The organism is Streptomyces sp. YPW6, assembly GCF_018866325.1.
Taxonomy (GTDB): Bacteria; Actinomycetota; Actinomycetes; order Streptomycetales; family Streptomycetaceae; genus Streptomyces.
The window spans coordinates 5,011,336-5,028,883 of record NZ_CP076457.1 but is presented as its reverse complement, the minus strand read 5'-3'; the positions used below and the strand labels follow the sequence as shown (position 1 = coordinate 5,028,883).

Sequence of the window (17,548 nt, the reverse complement as noted above, 5' to 3'; positions counted from 1 at the left end):
GTCCCCCGAGCGGGACCCGTCCCCTCACACGATCCCGGCACCCCGCTCCGACAGCGGAACACGCCCCGGGATGTCGAGATCGTGTGAGGGAGATCGCATCGACCCATGAAGTCGGTTTGCGGCCGTCAACTCCGCGCAGAAGCCTTTCCTGGAACACCCTTCGAGGAAAGGACCCCGGCCATGGCGGCCCCCGACCCCCACCAGGCGGCCGACCCAGCAGCGGTCAAACGCCACCCCGCGCTCTTCCGGGCCATCCGGAAGCGCCAGAATCCGCGGCTGCGCCGGACGGACATCACGGTCACGGACGACGCCGCGGTGAAGCGTGCCGTGAAGGCGGCCTCGCTGGGCAACGCCATGGAGTGGTTCGACTTCGGGATCTACTCCTACCTGGCCGTGACGATCGGACACGTGTTCTTCCCGTCCGGCAACGACACCACCCAGCTGCTGTCCTCCTTCGCGACCTTCGCGGTGGCCTTCCTCGTACGCCCGCTCGGCGGGATGTTCTTCGGCCCGATGGGAGACAAGCTCGGCCGCAAGAAGGTCCTCGCACTGACGATGATCCTGATGGCGGTCGGCACGTTCGCGATCGGCCTGATCCCCTCGCACGACACGATCGGCGTGTGGGCCGCGGTCCTGCTGATCTTCTTCCGGATGCTCCAGGGCTTCTCGACCGGCGGTGAGTACGGCGGCGCCTCGACGTTCATCGCCGAGTACGCCCCCGACAAACGGCGCGGCTTCTTCGGCAGCTTCCTGGAGTTCGGCACCCTGGCCGGCTACGTCGGCGCGGCGGGCCTCGTCACGGCCCTGTACGCCCTGCTGAGCGACGCCCAGATGGAGGCCTGGGGGTGGAGGATCCCGTTCCTCGTCGCGGGCCCGCTGGGCCTGGTCGGCCTCTACCTGCGACTGAAGCTCGACGAGACCCCGGCCTTCCAGAAGCTGGAGGGCGGCACCGCGCACGCGACGGAGGCGGCCGACGGCGTCGAGGCCACGGCCAAGGGCGACCTGGCGAAGATCTTCCGGCAGTACTGGCCGACCCTGATCCTCTGCATCTGCCTGGTCGGCGCGTACAACATCACCGACTACATGCTGCTGTCGTACATGCCGACGTACCTCTCCGACGAGCTGGGCTACAGCGAGACGCACGGGCTGCTGATCCTGCTGGCGGTGATGGTGTTCCTGATGACGATCATCGCCCAGATCGGCAAGCTCTCCGACCGCTTCGGCCGCAAACCGCTGCTGATGACCGGCATGCTGGGCTTCCTCTTCCTCTCCCTGCCCTCCTTCCTCCTCATCCGGATCGACGGCATCCTCCCGATCACGATCGGCATGCTGCTGCTGGGCCTCTCGCTGGTCTGCATGCTCGGCACGATGTCGGCGGCGCTGCCGGCACTGTTCCCGACCCACGTGCGCTACGGGTCCCTGTCGGTCGGCTACAACCTCTCGGCGTCGCTCTTCGGCGGCACGACACCGCTGGTGATCACGGCCCTGATCAGCTGGACGGGCTCCAACCTGATGCCGGCGTACTACGCGATGGCGGCGGCCCTGATCGGCGTGATCGCGGTGGCCTGCATGAAGGAGACCGCCCAGAAGCCGCTGATCGGCTCCCCGCCGTCGGTGGAGACGGACGAGGAGGCGGCGGAACTGGTCCAGGCACAGGCCCCGGAACCGAAGTTCTGACCTTGCCCCGTCCGGGCCCCCTTCCTCGGTGAACGGCCCGTACCGCCCGACGTGGGCGGTACGGGCCGTTCACCTGCGCCAGGGGCTCCTTCGCCGTCCTCGCCGGAATTCGGGCGAGACTGTCCGATAAACGATTCGTGGCAGCGGACCTCAACGGCCCCTGTTGGAGCGGCAGATCGCCGGAGACGAGAGCGATGGCCGCGCCGAGAGTCTTCGGCGGTTGTGCCCGCGTCACCACGCCGTCGTCAGCACCGGGCGCCGAGGCGGAAGGACGCACCCTCGCCCAGGAACGAAAGTCGCCCATCACCTCCGCGACCCGCCCGGTACGATGACATGCGTCTGGCGGCGGTGGTGCAACTGGCGACACAGCAGACTTAGGATCTGTGGCCCGTGAAACGGCTTGAGGGTTCGAATCCCTTCCGCCGCACCGAGAACGGCCTGCGCATCGGTGCACTGATGCGCAGGCCGTTTCACGTCGTCGGCCTCCTCAGCCCACCAACTCCCCCACCACCGGCGCCAACGCCCGGAACGCCTTCCCGCGGTGGCTGATCGCGTTCTTCTCCGCCGGGGTCAGTTCCGCGCAGGTGCGCCGCTCGCCCTCCGGCTGGAGGATCGGGTCGTAGCCGAAGCCGTTCGTGCCGGACGGGGTGTGGCGGAGGATGCCGTTCAGGCGGCCCTCGACCACGCGTTCCGTGCCGTCGGGGAGGGCCAGGGCGGCGGCGCAGGCGAAGTAGGCGCCCCGGTGCGGGGTGTCGATGTCGCCGAGCTGGGCCAGGAGCAGGTTCAGGTTGGCCCGGTCGTCGCCGTGGGTGCCGGACCAGCGGGCCGAGAAGATGCCGGGGGCGCCGCCGAGGACGTCCACGCAGAGGCCGGAGTCGTCGGCCACGGCGGGCAGGCCCGTGGCCCGGGCCAGGGCGTGGGCCTTGAGGAGCGCGTTCTCGGCGAAGGTGACGCCGGTTTCCTTGACGTCGGGGATGTCGGGGTACGCGTCCGCGCCGACGAGGTCGAGGTCGAGTCCCGCGTCGGCGAGGATGGCGTGGAGTTCGGTGATTTTCCCGGCGTTGCGGGTGGCGAGGATCAGGCGCTTCATGGGGGGATTATCGCCGGGCCGGCACGTCGGATGCTTCGGCCGGCCCGGCCCCTCCCCTTCGCCCTTCTTGTGCCGGTGGCCTTACGGGCTGCAGACCTTGCCGATCTCCGTCGCCGCGTCCGTCACCGGGGTGATGTCGGGGGTGGCGTCGCCCGCCTCGATGGACGTGCGGACCTGGGAGACGCCCTGCTGGAGGTCGTCCACGGCCTTGGAGAGGTCGGCGTTGTCCGTGGTGTCGTCGAGCGCCTTGAGCTCGCGGTCGATCTCGTCCAGGGACTCGGAGGCCTGGGTGATGTCGTCGGAGGCGTTGGAGACGGCCTGCTGGAGGTTGTTGACGCTGGTGGCGATGGCGTCGGCGGTGCGGACGCAGTCGAGCGCCTTGTCGAGGCCGGCGCAGCCCGCTGCCGTGGTCAGGGTCAGCAGGGTGGCGGCGGTGGCGAGTGCGATACGTCGGTGGCGGCGCGATGCCATGGTGCGGGTCCCTCCCCGGGGGTCGGTACGTGGACGGACGCACGGTTCGACCCGTGCGTCCGTATCCGTAACGACGCTCTGTGGTGCGTATTTGGTTGCTTCTTTACCCGGGGAGGGCGAGTCGCTACACGTTGAGCGAGGTGGCGAGTGCGTCGCGCTGGACTGCGGCGAGGTCGACGCAGCCCGCGGTGGCCAGGTCGAGGAGGGAGCCCAGCTCCTTGCGGTCGAAGGGGGTGCCTTCGGCGGTGCCCTGGACTTCGACGAAGCGGCCGTCGCCGGTGCAGACGACGTTCATGTCGGTCTCGGCCCGGACGTCCTCCTCGTAGCAGAGGTCGAGCAGCGGGGCGCCGTCGACGATGCCGACGCTGATGGCGGCGACGGTGTCGGTGAGCGGCTTGCGTCCGGCCTTGACGATCTTCTTGCCCTGGGCCCAGGCGACGGCGTCGGCGAGGGCGACGTAGGCGCCGGTGATGGCGGCGGTGCGGGTGCCTCCGTCGGCCTGGAGGACGTCGCAGTCCAGGACGACGGTGTTCTCGCCGAGGGCCTTGTAGTCGATGACGGCGCGCAGGGAGCGGCCGATGAGGCGGCTGATCTCGTGGGTGCGGCCGCCGATCTTGCCGCGTACGGCTTCGCGGTCGCCGCGGGTGTTGGTGGAGCGGGGCAGCATGGAGTATTCGGCGGTGACCCAGCCTTCGCCGCTGCCCTTGCGCCAGCGCGGGACGCCTTCGGTGACGGAGGCGGTGCAGAGGACTCTGGTGTCGCCGAAGGAGATGAGGACGGAGCCTTCGGCGTGCTTGCTCCAGCCGCGTTCGATGGTGACGGGGCGGAGCTGTTCGGGGGTGCGGCCGTCGATGCGAGACATGGGCCCGACTTTATCCGTTGGCGGGGGTGGCTCCGTTCGGGTGTGGCGCAGGCCCCGTCCGCCTGCGGTGGGGGTACGGGGCCTGCGGGTGCGGGCGCCTCGTGGAGGCGTGGCCGCGGGGTCCGGCGGGGGTCAGCCGGTCACATCATGTCTTCGATGTCGGCGGCGATGGGGTCCGCGTCGGTGCCGATGACGACCTGGATCGCGGTGCCCATCTTGACGACGCCGTGGGCGCCGGCGGCCTTGAGCGCGGCTTCGTCGACCTTCTCGGGGTCGTGGACCTCGGTGCGGAGGCGGGTGATGCAGCCTTCGATCTCGTCGATGTTGTCGATGCCGCCGAGCCCGGCGACGATCTTCTCAGCCTTGGTGGCCATGTCCTTCTCCCTGTTTCACGCGCAGACGGCCGCCCGCTGCGGGTCCGTTTCGTCACGGTAACGCACGGTTGGCCCAACTTCGCGGGCGGGTAACCGGGCGATCCCGAAAGATGACGATCACCGGTCCCCTGCCTTCAGGGGCGGGGCCCGAACCGTGACGCAACTGGTCTACACCAGTTTGCAACGCCCGCCAAACGCGAAGTGTTCCGGGAGGACGCCCATGAGTTCGAACGCCGCTGCGGCACCGCAGCAGAAATGGTGGAACGGACCGGTTCAGGGCCTCCAGAAGGTCGGACGCAGTCTCCAGCTCCCCGTGGCCGTCCTCCCCGCCGCCGGCCTGCTCGTCAGCCTCGGCAACCTGTTCGGCTCCTACCTGCACGGCGCCTTCTGGGACAAGACGTCGAAGCTCCTGCTCAACGGCGGCGGCGCGATTCTCGACGGCGAACTCGGCCTGCCCCTGCTGTTCTGCATCGGCGTGGCCATCGGTTTCGCGAAGAAGGCGGACGGGTCCACCGCGCTGGCGGCGGTCGTCGGTTTCCTCGTCTACCGGGGGGTGCTGACCGCCTTCCCCATCGACGGCACCGTGACGGACGAGCTGCCGGACGGCGAGCCGCAGAACCCGGGCGTGCTCGGCGGCATCCTGATCGGCCTGCTGACCGCCGTCGTCTGGCAGCGCTACCACCGGACCAAGCTGGTGGACTGGCTGGGCTTCTTCAACGGGCGCCGCCTGGTGCCGATCCTGATGGCGTTCCTCTGCGTGGTCCTCGGCGTCCTGTTCGGGCTCCTGTGGCAGCCGGTGGGCGACGGGCTGACCTGGTTCTCCAAGCAGCTGATCGACCTCGGTTCGTGGGGTGCGGCGATCTTCGGCTTCGCGAACCGGCTGCTGATCCCGATCGGCATGCACCAGTTCCTGAACACGTTCTTCTGGTTCCAGGCGGGCGAGTACACCGGGACGGACGGCCAGACCGTCCAGGGCGACATCTCCCGCTTCTTCGCCCAGGACCCGTCGGCCGGCCAGTTCACCTCGGGCTTCTTCCCGATCATGATGTTCGGCCTGCCGGCCGCGGCCCTGGCGATCACGCACTGCGCGCGGCCCGAGCGCCGCAAGGAGGTCGGGGGCCTGATGGTCTCGGTGGCGCTGACCTCGTTCGTCACGGGCGTGACCGAGCCGATCGAGTTCTCGTTCATGTTCGTCGCGCCGCTGCTGTACGGCGTGCACGCGGTGCTCACCGGGGCCTCCATGGGCATCACCTGGCTGCTGGGGGTGCATGCGGGGTTCAGCTTCTCGGCCGGGCTGATCGACTACGTCGTCAACTGGCATCTGGATACGAAACCCTGGCTGATCATCCCGATCGGCGCGTGCTTCGCCGTGGTCTACTACGTGATCTTCCGCTTCGCGATCACCAAGTTCGACCTCAAGACACCGGGGCGCGAGCCCGAGGAGATCGAGCGGGAGATCGAGAAGGATCTGACGAAGTAGCAGCACAGCGGGGCCTTGACCCCGGCTGAAGAAGGCCCTCGGACCGCCCGGTCCGGGGGCCTTCGGCATGTCACCGAACGTGCCGAGTCTGCTACTGCGAATGAGATGGGAATTGAAGGTTCCTTATCTAACCCTCACCGTGCTAAAACTGGTCTACACCACTGAGTGGTCCAGACCACGGCGCTCTGCCGCAGGGTCTGCCGAGTCGCCGCCTCCCCGCATCAACGTCCCGGGCGGCACCGTGTCCCATGGAGGAAGTTGATGACCACGGCTGAGACCGCACCCGCGGCCGAGAAGAAGAAGGGCGCCGGCGCCATGGCCGTCATGCAGCGCATCGGCCGCAGCCTCATGCTGCCGGTCGCCGTGCTGCCGGCCGCCGCGCTCCTGGTTCGCTTCGGCCAGGACGACATGCTGGGACGCGACTCGTTCCCGACCTTCATCACGAAGCTCGCCGGCTACATGGCCGCGGGCGGTGGCGCTCTCCTCGACAACATGCCGCTGCTCTTCGCCGTCGGCATCGCGATCGGCTTCGCGAAGAAGTCGGACGGCTCGACCGCGCTCGCCGCCGTCACCGGCTACCTCGTGTTCCAGAAGGTGCTCGCCACCTTCACGGACAGCAACCTGCCGCAGGTCGCCAGCGTCGCCGACGGCAAGATCGTGATGAACGACGCCCCCGTCAACGCCGGTGTACTCGGCGGTGTCGTGATGGGTATCGTCGTGGCGCTGCTCTACCAGAAGTTCTACCGGACGAAGCTGCCCGACTGGGCGGGCTTCTTCAGCGGCCGCCGCCTGGTCCCGATCCTCTCCGCCTTCGCGGGTCTCGTGATCGGTATCGTCTTCGGTCTGATCTGGCCGGTCCTCGGCACCGGTCTGCACAACTTCGGTGAGTGGCTGGTCGGCTCCGGCGCCGTCGGCGCGGGTATCTTCGGTGTCGCCAACCGTGCCCTGATCCCGGTCGGCATGCACCACCTGCTGAACTCCTTCCCGTGGTTCCAGGCGGGCGAGTACAACGGCAAGCACGGCGACATCGCCCGCTTCCTGGAGGGCGACCCGAGCGCCGGGCAGTTCATGACCGGCTTCTTCCCGATCATGATGTTCGCCCTCCCGGCGGCCTGCCTCGCGATCGTCCACTGCGCCCGCCCCGAGCGCCGCAAGGTCGTCGGCGGCATGATGTTCTCCCTCGCGCTGACGTCGTTCGTCACCGGTGTGACCGAGCCGATCGAGTTCACGTTCATGTTCATCGCCCCGGTGCTGTACGCGGTCCACGCGGTGCTGACCGGTGTGTCGATGGCCCTGACCTGGGCGCTCGGCATGAAGGACGGCTTCGGCTTCTCCGCCGGCCTGATCGACTTCCTGCTCAACCTGGGTATCGCGTCGAAGCCCTGGATGCTGGCCCTGGTCGGCCTCTGCTTCGCGGTGCTCTACTACGCGATCTTCCGGTTCGCGATCATCAAGTTCAACATCCCGACCCCGGGCCGGGAGTCGGACGAGGAGCTCGCCGAGCTCCAGAAGGCCGAGGCGAAGTAGCCCGCCCGCAGGCCCCTGCGACGAGACCCCCCGCCTCCTGGAGGCGGGGGGTCTCGTCGCAGGCGCGCTCAGATCTCGTACACCGCTCCCGGTACGGCCAGCTCCACCGGGCCCGGGTAGGCCGCACGGGCGTCGGCGGCGTTGCGGTCGGCGTCGGTCCACGGCGGGATGTGGGTGAGGACGAGCCGGCGCGCTCCGGCGCGGGCCGCCGCCTCGCCGGCCTCGCGGCCGTTGAGGTGCAGGTCGGGGATGTCCTCCTTGCCGTCGACGAAGGACGCCTCGCAGAGGAAGAGGTCCACGTCCCGGGCCAGCTCCTCCAGCGCGTCGCAGGTCCCCGTGTCACCGGAGTAGGCGAGTGAGGAGCCGCCGTGCTCGACCCGGATGCCGAAGGTGTCGACGGGGTGGCGGAGCTTCTCCGTACGGACCGAGAACGGGCCGATCTCGAAGGACCCCGGCTTGAGGGTGTGGAAGTCGAAGACCTCGCTCATCGCCCGGTCCGAGGGGGTGTCTCCGTGGGCCGCGGTCAGCCGCTGCTCGGTGCCCTCGGGGCCGTAGACCGGGAGGGGCCGGGGGCGGCCGCCGCCGTGGGGGTAGTAGCGCACGACGAAGTAGGCGCACATGTCGATGCAGTGGTCGGCGTGCAGGTGGCTGAGGAAGATCGCGTCGAGGTCGTAGAGACCGACGTGGCGCTGCAGCTCGCCGAGGGCGCCGTTGCCCATGTCGAGGAGCAGCCGGAAGCCGTCGGCCTCTACGAGGTAGCTCGAGCATGCCGAACCCTTGGAGGGGAACGAGCCGGAGCAGCCGACGACGGTGAGCTTCATGGAGCGTGAACCTCCGGGGCGCGGGAACGGGGAGGGTTCGGGCGAGTCCGCCGGAGCCTGGTGGTGGTTCCTGCGGGATCGGTTTTGCGGTTCGTCGAGCGTAAGGCGCGAAACTCCACGTCGCTCCTCCGCTGCCCTCCGTTGTGGGGGAACTCACCTGCTCTGTCACCGGTTCGATGGAAGCGCGTCCACGGCCGGGCCCTCGGGGGCGTGCCGCGCCCGCCGGTACGGTCGGGGGATGAACACGTTCTGGTGGGTGGCGCTGGTCGCCGTGGTTCTGCTCGCGCTCGTCGCCGCGGTGGTGGACGGCCGGGGCCGGTCGGACCGGGGGCCCCGGTCCCGGCGGCCGGGACGGCGGCCGGCGGGGTCGTCCCGGCCGCCGTCCCGGCCGTCCCGTCCCTCGCGTCCTTCGCGGCCGGATGGGCGGGGGCCGCGGGCGGGCGAGGTGTGGTGGGCCGATGTGCCGTACGAGGACGGGCCCGGGTCGAAGGACCGGCCGTGTCTGGTGATCTCGGTACGGGGGCGGGGCGCGGGGCGTACGGCGGTGGTCGCGAAGATCACCAGCAAGCACCACGAGGAGCGGCCCGGGGTGATCGCGTTGCCGGCCGGGACGGTCGGGGACCGGCAGGGGCGGCGGAGCTTCCTGGAGACGGACGAGCTGCGCGAGGTGCGGGTCGACGCGTTCCGGCGGAGGGTGGGGGCGGTCGATCCCGGGCTGTGGGAGCGCGTACGGAAGCTGGGGGCGGGGTGAGGGGCGGGGCCCTTGCGGGGCGCTGCCCCGGGCCCCGCTCCCCCGTCGCCGCAGGGCTCAGAGGATCGCGCTCAAGGGCTCAGGCCCAGAGCTGGCCCTGGAGGGTTTCGATCGCGGCTTCCGTCGTCTCGGCCGTGTAGACGCCCGTCGACAGGTACTTCCAGCCGCCGTCCGCCACGACGAAGACGATGTCGGCGCTCTCCCCCGCCTTGACCGCCTTCTTCCCGACGCCGATCGCCGCGTGGAGGGCGGCGCCGGTGGAGACGCCCGCGAAGATGCCCTCCTGCTGGAGGAGTTCGCGGGTGCGGGTGACCGCGTCGGCGGAGCCCACCGAGAAGCGGGTGGTGAGGACGGAGGCGTCGTACAGCTCGGGGACGAAGCCCTCGTCGAGGTTACGGAGACCGTAGACCAGGTCGTCGTAGCGCGGTTCGGCGGCGACGATCCGGATGCCGGGGCGGTGCTCGCGGAGGTAGCGGCCGACGCCCATGAGGGTGCCGGTGGTGCCGAGGCCCGCCACGAAGTGGGTGATGGACGGGAGGTCGGTGAGGATCTCCGGGCCGGTGGTCGCGTAGTGGGCGCCCGCGTTGTCCGGGTTGCCGTACTGGTAGAGCATCACCCAGTCGGGGTGCTCCTCGCTCAGTTCCTTCGCGACGCGGACCGCGGTGTTGGAGCCGCCGGCGGCCGGGGAGGAGATGATCTCGGCTCCCCACATGGCGAGCAGGTCGCGCCGTTCCTGGGAGGTGTTCTCCGGCATGACGCACACGATGCGGTAGCCCTTGAGCTTGGCCGCCATGGCGAGCGAGATGCCGGTGTTGCCGCTGGTGGGCTCCAGGATGGTGCAGCCGGGGGTGAGCCGGCCGTCCTTCTCGGCCTGTTCGACCATGTGGAGCGCGGGGCGGTCCTTGATCGAGCCCGTGGGGTTGCGGTCCTCCAGCTTGGCCCAGATGCGGACGTCCTCGGACGGGGACAGCCGCGGGAGGCGGACGAGGGGGGTGTTCCCCACGGCCGCCAGCGGGGAGTCGTACCGCATCAGCGCATGCCGCCGGCGACGGCCGGGAGGATCGTGACGTTGTCGCCGTCGCTGAGCTTGGTGGAGATGCCGTCGAGGAAGCGGACGTCCTCGTCGTTGAGGTAGACGTTCACGAAGCGGCGCAGCTGTTCGCCGTTCGCGCCGTCGACGATGCGCTCACGGATGCCGGTGTGGCGGCTGTCCAGGTCGGCGAAGAGGTCGGCGAGGGTGTCCCCGGTGCCTTCGACGGCCTTCGCGCCGTCGGTGTAGGTGCGGAGGATGGTCGGGATGCGGACCTCGATGGCCATGGCGTGGGCTCCTGTCGGAAGCGGGAGGTGGCGTGGGGCGCGCGTGTGATGGCCCCCGCGCGGGGGGTGGTGCGTGTGGGTGGGCGCGCGGACCGCGGCTCAGGCCGGGCGGCTCACGGGCAGGGTGCGGGCGGGACAGATCGCGCTCGCCAGCCTGCACAGGTCGACGTGCAGCCGCGCGACGAGCAGCGTGCCCGGCGTCTTGTTGCTCACGTCATGGGGAACCATGCGGGCATCGTATCGATTCCCTGTGCGGAAACCCGAGTGTGATCCCACATCGTGGATGGATGATGGCCGCTATGTGGACAGGGTGGGGTGTCCGGATCCTTCCGGGAGGTAGACGACCGTGGGTGCGCCGGTCTTCGGGTGGGCGCTGACCTCGGCGGCGACGCCGTACACCTCGCCGAGCAGTTCGGCCGTGAGGACCTCCTCCGGGGTGCCGGACGCGACGACCCGGCCGTCCTTGAGGACGTAGAGGCGGTCGCAGTAGTAGGCGGCGAGATTGAGGTCGTGCAGGGCGAGGAGGTTGGTGGTGCCGAGTTCGCGGACCAGGGAGAGAATCTCCAGCTGGTAGCGGATGTCCAGGTGGTTGGTGGGCTCGTCCAGCACGACGAGCGAGGGCTGCTGGACGAGGGCGCGGGCGACCAGGGCCCGCTGGCGTTCGCCGCCGGAGAGGGAGGTGAACGTCCGGGCTTCGAGTGCGGCGATCCCGACCCGGTCGAGGGCCTCGGTGACCAGAGCGGTGTCCGCGGCGGTGTCGGACTCCCAGAACCGCTTGTGCGGGGCGCGGCCCATCGCCACGACCTGCCCGACGGTGAGCTCGAATCCGGCGTGGCCGTCCTGCGGGACGGTGGCGATGCGCTGGGCGCGGGCCTTCACGGGGAGGGTGGCGAGGTCGTCGCCGTCGAGGAGGACGCGGCCGTGGGTGGGGCGCAGGGTCCCGTAGACGCAGCGCAGCAGGGTGGTCTTGCCGCTGCCGTTGGGGCCGACGAGGCCGACGGTCTCGCCGTCGGCGGCGGTGAGGTCGACGGCGTCGACGAGATGGCGGCCCTCGCCGGTCCCGAACGAGAGGCCCTCGGTGCGCAGGGTGGTCACGGGCGGGCTCCCTCAGCCGTGCGTACGGTCGTCATGCGGCTCCTCCAGCCGTGCGTACGGTCGTCGTGCGGCTCCTCCAGCCGTGCGTACGGTCGTCGTGCGGCTCCTCCAGCCGTGCGTACGGTCGTCGTGCGGGTGCTCCCCCGGGGCGCGGCGTGATCGTGCCGGTGCTCCTTCGGACGGGGGCGTGCCGGTGCTCGACCTCGGCCCGGGGGCGTGCCGGTGCTCGCCGGGCCCGGTCGCGGCGGGCCTCACGCCGGTGCTCCTTCGGGCCTGCGCCGCAGCATCCAGAGGAAGAACGGGCCGCCCGTCAGCGCGGTGAGCACCCCGACCGGGATGTCCTGCGGGGCGGCGAGCGTCCGGGCCGCGAGGTCGGCGAGGAGCAGGAAGACCGCGCCGCCGAGTGCGACGACCGGGAGCAGCGCGCGGTGGGCGGCGCCGACCGCCATCCGGGCCATGTGCGGGACCATCAGGCCGATGAAGCCGATCGCCCCGCTGTACGCGACGAGCACCCCGGTCATCAGGGAGGCGAGGACGAAGACGGCGGCCCGGAAGCGGGCGGTGTCGAGGCCGAGGACGGTCGCGCCCTCCTCGCCCACCAGGAGCAGGTCGAGCGGGCGGGCGAGGGTGAGGAGGACGGCGGTGCCCGCGGCCAGGGTGACCGCGGGGAGCGCGAGCATGTCCCAGCGGGCGGCGCCGAGGCCGCCGAGGGTCCAGTAGAGGACTTCCTGGAGGTGGTCGGCGCGGGCGGAGGTGACGAGGATCAGGCTGGTCAGGGCGGACAGGACGTAGGAGACGGCGACCCCGGCGAGGACGAGCCGGCTGGTGGTGATCCCGCCGCCGCCGCGGGCCAGGGTGTAGACGAGCAGCAGCGAGAGCAGCGCGCCGGCGAAGGCGGCGGCGGGGATCGTGACGGTGGTGGCGAGGGACGCCCCGATGCCGAGGACGATGACCAGGACCGCGCCGGTGGAGGCCCCGGAGGAGACGCCGAGGAGGAACGGGTCGGCGAGCTGGTTGCGGACGAGGGCCTGGAGGACGGTGCCGATGACGGCGAGTCCGGCGCCGACGACGATGCCGAGCAGGACCCGGGGCAGCCGGACGTCCAGGACGATCGTGCGGAACGGGCTCGCCTCCGCCCGCCCGGTCAGGATGTCCAGCACCTGGCCGGGCGGGATGCGGACGGAGCCGAGGGCGAGGGCGGCGAGCACCGCTACGGCCAGGAGCGCGGCGAGGACGCCGAGCACCAGGACGTAACGGAGCGGCCGCCGCGGTGCGGGGGCGCGGCAGGTCACGGGGTGGTGGCCGCCTCGACCGCCTCCGGGTGGAGCTGGGCCGCGAGCTTGTCGACGGCGGCGGGGACGCGGACGCCGAGGACCGCGTCGGACAGCGGCATGACGGCGAAGCGCTTGTTCTTGACGGCGGGGACGTCGGCGAGGGCCGGGTCGGTGAGGAGGCGCTTCTTCTTCTGTTCGACGGTGGTGGCGCCGTAGTCGTAGATCACGATGACCTCGGGCCTGCGGTCGACGACGTTCTCCCAGGAGGCGTCGCCGAAGGGCTTGTCGAGGTCGGCGAAGACGTTGGTGCCGCCGGCCCGTTCGATCAGCTCGTTGCCGATGCCCTCGCCGCCCGCGGTGAAGGCGGTCTTGTCGCCGCTGTCGTAGACGAAGACGGAGAGCGGCTTCAGGTCGGCCAGCTTCTTCGCGGTGGCGGCGTTGTCGGCCTTGGCCTGCTTGATCCAGGCCTCGGCGCGGTCGCTGACGCCGAAGGTGCGGCCGACCTCGCGGATCTCCTCGTAGAGGGTGTCCATGGGCTGGTCGCCCTGGGTGCAGCTCTCGGCGTTGAGGCGGGTCCGGATGCCCGCCTTCTTGAACGCCTCGCGGCCGCGGCCGTCGCCCGCGGTGAAGGCGCTGGCGTAGCCGCCGTAGACGAAGTCGGGGTTGGCGGCGAGGACTTGCTCGTAGGAGGGGTACTCCTTGGCGAGGACCGGGACGGAGGCGTAGTCCTTCGCGTACTTCGGCAGGACCTGGTCGTCGAGGTAGGCGGTGCCGACGAGGGACTTGGTGAGGCCCAGTTCCAGCATGATCTCGGTGACGTGCTGGTTCATGGTGACGACGCGCTTCGGCGGGGCCTTGTACGTGGTGGTGACACCGCAGTTCTCGACGGTGTACGGGAAGCCCTCGCCCGCTGCCTCGTCCCCGGTGGCGGTGTCGCCGTCGGAGGAGGTGGAGCAGGCGGTGAGGGTGAACGGGAGCAGCACGGCGGCGGCTATGAGCGCGGGGGTGCGCCAGGACATGGCGGGGCCTCTCCGGGGGATTTCCGCGTCCCCTGGTCGATGCGAGAAGGCGGCGGGCCAGTTCCTGGCTTCCGGGCCGCCCTCCGGTGCGGTACGTCCGGTGGGGGACGCGTGCGCGGGGAGGGGGCCCGGTCACAGTGGCGGGACCGTGCCGGATTCGCACCGGCTTCCTGGTTCCCACCGCCTTGATGGGTTCGGGGTGCAGTGTGCCAGACCGCTCCGGCGGCTCCGTGCGGTACCCGGGGCTCAGTACGCCTCGACGACCTGCACGTCTTCCTCGGTGATCTCGCCGTCCACGATGCGGTACGAGCGGAACTGGAAGGGGCCCGATCCGTCGGTGTCCGCGGTGGAGACGAGGACGTAGTGGGCGCCGGGCTCGTTGGCGTACGTGACGTCGGTGCGGGAGGGGTAGGCCTCGGTCGCCGTGTGCGAGTGGTAGACGATCACGGGTTCCTCGTCGCGGTCGTCCATCTCGCGGTAGAGCTTGAGGAGGTCGGCGGAGTCGAACTCGTAGAACGTGGGCGAGCGGGCGGCGTTGAGCATCGGGACGAAGCGTTCGGGGCGGTCCGTCCCGGCCGGGCCCGCGACCACTCCGCACGCCTCGTCGGGGTGGTCGGCGCGGGAGTGGGCGACGATCCGGTCGTAGAGCGTCTGGGTGATGGTCAGCATGGCGCCAGGATATGCGTGCGGGCCGTCGCGTACCGGTGGGTGGTACGCGACGGCCCGCATGCTGGACGCCTCCGGCCTTTGGGGCGGCCGGGGCGGTCCGGGAGGAGGGCGGTCGTGGGGCCCGCCCTCGGGTCGGTGGGGCTTGCCGGGGCCGGTGAGCGGTCCGGGCCGGCGGGGCCTTCCGGGGCCGGTGGGCCGTCCGGGTCAGCGGATCCCGGTGGCGTCCTTCTCCGGCTCCGGGGTGGGCGACGGGAGCACCCGGTGGGCGACGAAGAGGATGAGCGCCCACAGGGGTGCGCAGTAGAGCGAGATCCGGGTGTCCGCGTCGATCGCCATCATCACGATGACCAGGCCGATGAAGCAGAGCGCGAACCAGCTGGTGAACGGGGCGCCCGGGGCCCGGAACGAGGACTGCGGCAGGAGGCCGGCGTCGGCCTTGCGGCGGTAGCGGATCTGGCTGATCAGGATCATGATCCAGGCCCACATGCCGGAGATGGTCGCGAAGGAGACCACGTAGGTGAACGCCTCACCGGGCCACTGGTAGTTGATCCAGACGCCGACGAGCATCAGGGCGGCGGAGAACGTGGTGCCCACCAGCGGCAGGCCGTTCTTCGTCAGGCGGGTGAAGGCGCGGGGTCCCTGGCCGTTGAGGGCGAGGTCGCGGAGCATGCGGCCGGTGGAGTACATGCCGGAGTTGCAGGAGGAGAGCGCCGCGGTGAGGACGACGAAGTTCACGATGGCGGCGCCGATGCCGAGGCCCATCTCCTCGAAGGCCTTCACGAACGGGGAGACGCCGGGCTTGAAGGTGGACCACGGCACGACCGAAAGGATCATGATCAGCGCGCCGACGTAGAAGACGCCGATGCGCCACGGGACGGTGTTGATGGCCCTGGGCAGCACGGTCCTGGGGTCCTTGGACTCCCCGGCGGTGACGCCGACGAGTTCCACGGCGAGGAAGGCGAACATGACGATCTGGAGCGTCATGAGGGTGCCGGTGATGCCGTTGGGGAAGAACCCGCCGTCGTTCCAGAGGTTGGAGACGGTCGCGGCGTCGCCGGCGTCGGAGAAGCCGAGGGTGAGGACGCCCGCGCAGATGAGGATCATGCCGATGATGGCGGTGACCTTGACCATGGAGAACCAGAACTCCAGCTCACCGAAGAGCTTCACGGAGATCAGGTTGGCGCCGTACAGGACGACGGTGAACACCAGGGCGGACAGCCACTGCGGGATGTTCCACCAGTACGTCATGTAGGTGGCGGCGGCGGTGACTTCGGTGATGCCGGTGACGACCCAGAACAGCCAGTAGGTCCAGCCGGTGACGAATCCGGAGAACGGGCCGATGAATTCGCGGGCGTACTCCGAGAAGGAGCCCGAGACGGGCCGGTACATGAGCAGTTCGCCCAGAGCCCGCATGATGAAGAAGATGACCAGGCCCGCGATGGCGTAGGCCAGGATGAGGCTGGGCCCGGCCCGGTCGATGGCCTTGCCCGCGCCGAGGAAGAGCCCGGTGCCGATGGCTCCGCCGATGGCGATCATCTGGATCTGCCGAGCTCCCAGGCCGCGCTGGTATCCCTCACCGCCGGCCCCGGCGTCCCCGGCGTCGCCGCCGGGCCGACCCTTGTCGACCTGTCCCTCGTCGACCTGCGCCGATGTCATGGTGGTGCGCCTTTCTCCACGCCGACCCGCGCCGTACAAGGCCGCGGATCAGGTCCTGATCCCCCCGGATATGGATGGAGTGCGACCGGCGGTCGGCCGGTGTGCAGCGCCCCCGGGAGACAGGGGTGGCGCCCCCCGGCGGTCGTGAAGATCTATCACGGCCGCCCTGGGACAACCCGGGGCATTCTGTGGCACACATCACAGCCATACGAGGGGAAAGCACCCCTCTCCGGACGAATGACACAGATGACTTGGGGTGATCGTTATGCGGATCTGAGCGTCCGTTGAGCGAACGAGAGCCGCCCTCCAGGACGCGGAGGGCGGCTCTCGTTCGCGGCACGGCGGGCGGCCCGGCAGGCCCGGAGGCCGTTCGGGCGCCCCCTACGGCATGAGCGTCTCGACCAGGGACTCCTGGAGCGCTCCGAGCCAGAGGTAGGCCATCACCATGGGCTTGCGCGGATCGGTGTCGGGGAGCCGGTAGAGCGAGCCCTCCTCGCCCTGGTCCTCGTCGGAGACCTCCAGCCGGGTGCCGATGGTCAGGCGCAGGTCGTTGAGGGAGCGGAGCCAGTTGAGGCACTCGTCGCCGGTGAGGGTGAGGACGGCGCCGCCGTCCGGGGCGGGCGAGAGGGCGTCCAGGGTGCGGACGACGGCGAGGGCGTCGTCGCGCTTGCCGGAGCGCAGGTCCATCTCGGTGAACCGGCGGAACTCGGCGGACCGCTCGCGCAGTTCCTGCTCCCCCTCCGGCTTCGCGGCGCCCCCGGCCCACTCCGGCCCGCCGTAGGCGTCGGGGAAGAGCCGGGCGAGTGCCGGGTCGGCGGGCGGCTTGCTGGGGCCTTCGGCGAAGAGGGCGGCGAGCGGGTCCTCACCCTCGGCGGGCTGGTCGCCGGGGCCGATCAGCTCCAGCAGCTGGACGGCGAGGGAGCGCAGGATGGAGATCTCGACCTCGTCGAGCGCGACGGCCGCGCCGCCGCCTGGGGTGGCCTCGAAATGGCCGGCCATGGATTCTCCGATGGTGGGTCGAACGGGGCGGGTGGCAGCGAAGCGGGGCGGCGCCCCGGGGGAAGGCGGGACTAGGTGCGGTCCTGGGTGAGGGTGGCCCACAGCCCGTAACCGTGCATGGCCTGGACGTCGCGCTCCATCTCCTCGCGGCTGCCGCTGGAGACGACGGCGCGGCCCTTCTGGTGCACGTCCAGCATGAGCTTGTGGGCCTTGTCCTTCGAGTAGCCGAAGTAGGCCTGGAAGACGTAGGTCACGTAGCTCATCAGGTTGACCGGGTCGTTGTGGACGAGCGTCACCCACGGGACGTCCGGCTCGGGGACCGCGAAGGCCTCCTCGGCCGAATCGGGACGTTCGATCTCTAGCGGGGTAGCAACGCTCACCTGTCCCATGCTGCCACCCGGGCGGGCACGGCGCACAAACGGACCCCACATCTCGTCACTTTGACGAATAGGGGGTAGCATCCGAG

At 70.4% G+C, this 17,548-nt stretch carries 19 protein-coding genes, 1 tRNA gene and 1 riboswitch; of the genes, 5 read left to right on the top strand and 15 right to left on the bottom strand.

Annotated features, from left to right (window positions below):
• The first annotated feature begins 180 nt into the window (after positions 1 to 180).
• Together proP and KME66_RS22240 are read left to right on the top strand one after the other, a co-directional pair.
• The gene (gene proP / locus KME66_RS22245) at positions 181 to 1,677 is read left to right on the top strand and encodes a glycine betaine/L-proline transporter ProP (protein ID WP_073215969.1); all 1,497 of its coding nucleotides are present in this window, start codon (positions 181 to 183) and stop codon (positions 1,675 to 1,677) included.
• Between the two features lie 342 nt (positions 1,678 to 2,019).
• Positions 2,020 to 2,104: transfer RNA gene (locus KME66_RS22240), tRNA-Leu, on the top strand.
• Positions 2,105 to 2,164: 60 nt separating this feature from the next.
• Here the strand turns inward: KME66_RS22240 and rdgB are convergent.
• The 4 genes from rdgB to KME66_RS22220 form a co-directional block, all read right to left on the bottom strand.
• Positions 2,165 to 2,767, bottom strand: coding sequence for an RdgB/HAM1 family non-canonical purine NTP pyrophosphatase (rdgB, locus tag KME66_RS22235; RefSeq protein ID WP_073215966.1), 603 nt, complete (start codon positions 2,765 to 2,767; stop codon positions 2,165 to 2,167).
• An 81-nt stretch (positions 2,768 to 2,848) separates the two neighbouring features.
• Positions 2,849 to 3,238 carry a hypothetical protein gene (locus KME66_RS22230; protein ID WP_073215963.1) on the bottom strand — a complete coding sequence of 130 codons (390 nt, stop codon included), beginning with the start codon at positions 3,236 to 3,238 and terminating at the stop codon, positions 2,849 to 2,851.
• A 124-nt stretch (positions 3,239 to 3,362) separates the two neighbouring features.
• Positions 3,363 to 4,100, bottom strand: coding sequence for a ribonuclease PH (gene rph / locus KME66_RS22225; protein ID WP_216325179.1), 738 nt, complete (start codon positions 4,098 to 4,100; stop codon positions 3,363 to 3,365).
• A gap of 140 nt (positions 4,101 to 4,240) precedes the next feature.
• Entirely contained in the window at positions 4,241 to 4,474 is a 234-nt protein-coding gene (locus tag KME66_RS22220) for a glucose PTS transporter subunit EIIB (RefSeq protein ID WP_003968866.1), read from the bottom strand.
• Between the two features lie 220 nt (positions 4,475 to 4,694).
• Here KME66_RS22220 and KME66_RS22215 point away from each other — a divergent pair, with 220 nt between their 5' ends.
• Both KME66_RS22215 and KME66_RS22210 read left to right on the top strand, forming a co-directional pair.
• Positions 4,695 to 5,954 carry a PTS transporter subunit EIIC gene (locus KME66_RS22215; protein ID WP_073215957.1) on the top strand — a complete coding sequence of 420 codons (1,260 nt, stop codon included), beginning with the start codon at positions 4,695 to 4,697 and terminating at the stop codon, positions 5,952 to 5,954.
• A gap of 261 nt (positions 5,955 to 6,215) precedes the next feature.
• Positions 6,216 to 7,481, top strand: a complete 1,266-nt coding sequence (locus tag KME66_RS22210) for a PTS transporter subunit EIIC (RefSeq protein WP_073215954.1) — start codon at positions 6,216 to 6,218, stop codon at positions 7,479 to 7,481.
• 68 nt (positions 7,482 to 7,549) lie between these two features.
• On the opposite strand, the gene KME66_RS22205 is transcribed toward KME66_RS22210, so the two are convergent.
• Positions 7,550 to 8,302: an MBL fold metallo-hydrolase gene (locus KME66_RS22205; RefSeq protein WP_073215951.1), complete on the bottom strand. Its 753-nt coding sequence runs from the start codon at positions 8,300 to 8,302 to the stop codon at positions 7,550 to 7,552.
• Between the two features lie 238 nt (positions 8,303 to 8,540).
• Here KME66_RS22205 and KME66_RS22200 point away from each other — a divergent pair, with 238 nt between their 5' ends.
• Positions 8,541 to 9,053: a type II toxin-antitoxin system PemK/MazF family toxin gene (locus KME66_RS22200; protein ID WP_216325178.1), complete on the top strand. Its 513-nt coding sequence runs from the start codon at positions 8,541 to 8,543 to the stop codon at positions 9,051 to 9,053.
• A 79-nt stretch (positions 9,054 to 9,132) separates the two neighbouring features.
• On the opposite strand, the gene KME66_RS22195 is transcribed toward KME66_RS22200, so the two are convergent.
• From KME66_RS22195 to clpS, 10 genes are all read right to left on the bottom strand, one after another.
• Positions 9,133 to 10,083, bottom strand: a complete 951-nt coding sequence (locus KME66_RS22195) for a PLP-dependent cysteine synthase family protein (protein WP_073215946.1) — start codon at positions 10,081 to 10,083, stop codon at positions 9,133 to 9,135.
• Complete coding sequence (locus KME66_RS22190; protein ID WP_073215943.1) at positions 10,083 to 10,370, bottom strand: MoaD/ThiS family protein; 288 nt, start codon at positions 10,368 to 10,370, stop codon at positions 10,083 to 10,085. The genes KME66_RS22195 and KME66_RS22190 overlap by 1 nt, the downstream gene beginning before the upstream one ends.
• A 99-nt stretch (positions 10,371 to 10,469) precedes the next feature.
• Positions 10,470 to 10,598, bottom strand: coding sequence for a putative leader peptide (locus tag KME66_RS34440; RefSeq protein ID WP_269086412.1), 129 nt, complete (start codon positions 10,596 to 10,598; stop codon positions 10,470 to 10,472).
• A 69-nt stretch (positions 10,599 to 10,667) separates the two neighbouring features.
• A complete protein-coding gene (locus KME66_RS22185; protein ID WP_216325176.1) occupies positions 10,668 to 11,465 on the bottom strand; it encodes an ABC transporter ATP-binding protein in 798 nt (265 codons plus the stop codon).
• A 251-nt stretch (positions 11,466 to 11,716) separates the two neighbouring features.
• Positions 11,717 to 12,757: an iron ABC transporter permease gene (locus KME66_RS22180; RefSeq protein ID WP_216325173.1), complete on the bottom strand. Its 1,041-nt coding sequence runs from the start codon at positions 12,755 to 12,757 to the stop codon at positions 11,717 to 11,719.
• Positions 12,754 to 13,758: an ABC transporter substrate-binding protein gene (locus tag KME66_RS22175; RefSeq protein ID WP_216325170.1), complete on the bottom strand. Its 1,005-nt coding sequence runs from the start codon at positions 13,756 to 13,758 to the stop codon at positions 12,754 to 12,756. The genes KME66_RS22180 and KME66_RS22175 overlap by 4 nt, the downstream gene beginning before the upstream one ends.
• 58 nt (positions 13,759 to 13,816) lie before the next feature.
• A riboswitch (cobalamin riboswitch) is annotated at positions 13,817 to 13,934 on the bottom strand.
• Between the two features lie 70 nt (positions 13,935 to 14,004).
• Positions 14,005 to 14,427, bottom strand: a complete 423-nt coding sequence (locus KME66_RS22170; RefSeq protein ID WP_073215936.1) for a Mov34/MPN/PAD-1 family protein — start codon at positions 14,425 to 14,427, stop codon at positions 14,005 to 14,007.
• A gap of 204 nt (positions 14,428 to 14,631) precedes the next feature.
• Positions 14,632 to 16,083, bottom strand: a complete 1,452-nt coding sequence (locus KME66_RS22165) for an amino acid permease (protein ID WP_073215933.1) — start codon at positions 16,081 to 16,083, stop codon at positions 14,632 to 14,634.
• A gap of 381 nt (positions 16,084 to 16,464) precedes the next feature.
• Positions 16,465 to 17,082 carry a DUF2017 domain-containing protein gene (locus tag KME66_RS22160; RefSeq protein ID WP_216325167.1) on the bottom strand — a complete coding sequence of 206 codons (618 nt, stop codon included), beginning with the start codon at positions 17,080 to 17,082 and terminating at the stop codon, positions 16,465 to 16,467.
• Between the two features lie 71 nt (positions 17,083 to 17,153).
• Positions 17,154 to 17,471 (bottom strand): ATP-dependent Clp protease adapter ClpS, encoded by a 318-nt coding sequence (gene clpS / locus KME66_RS22155; protein ID WP_073215927.1) that lies wholly within the window; start codon positions 17,469 to 17,471, stop codon positions 17,154 to 17,156.
• Between the last annotated feature and the right edge of the window lie 77 nt (positions 17,472 to 17,548).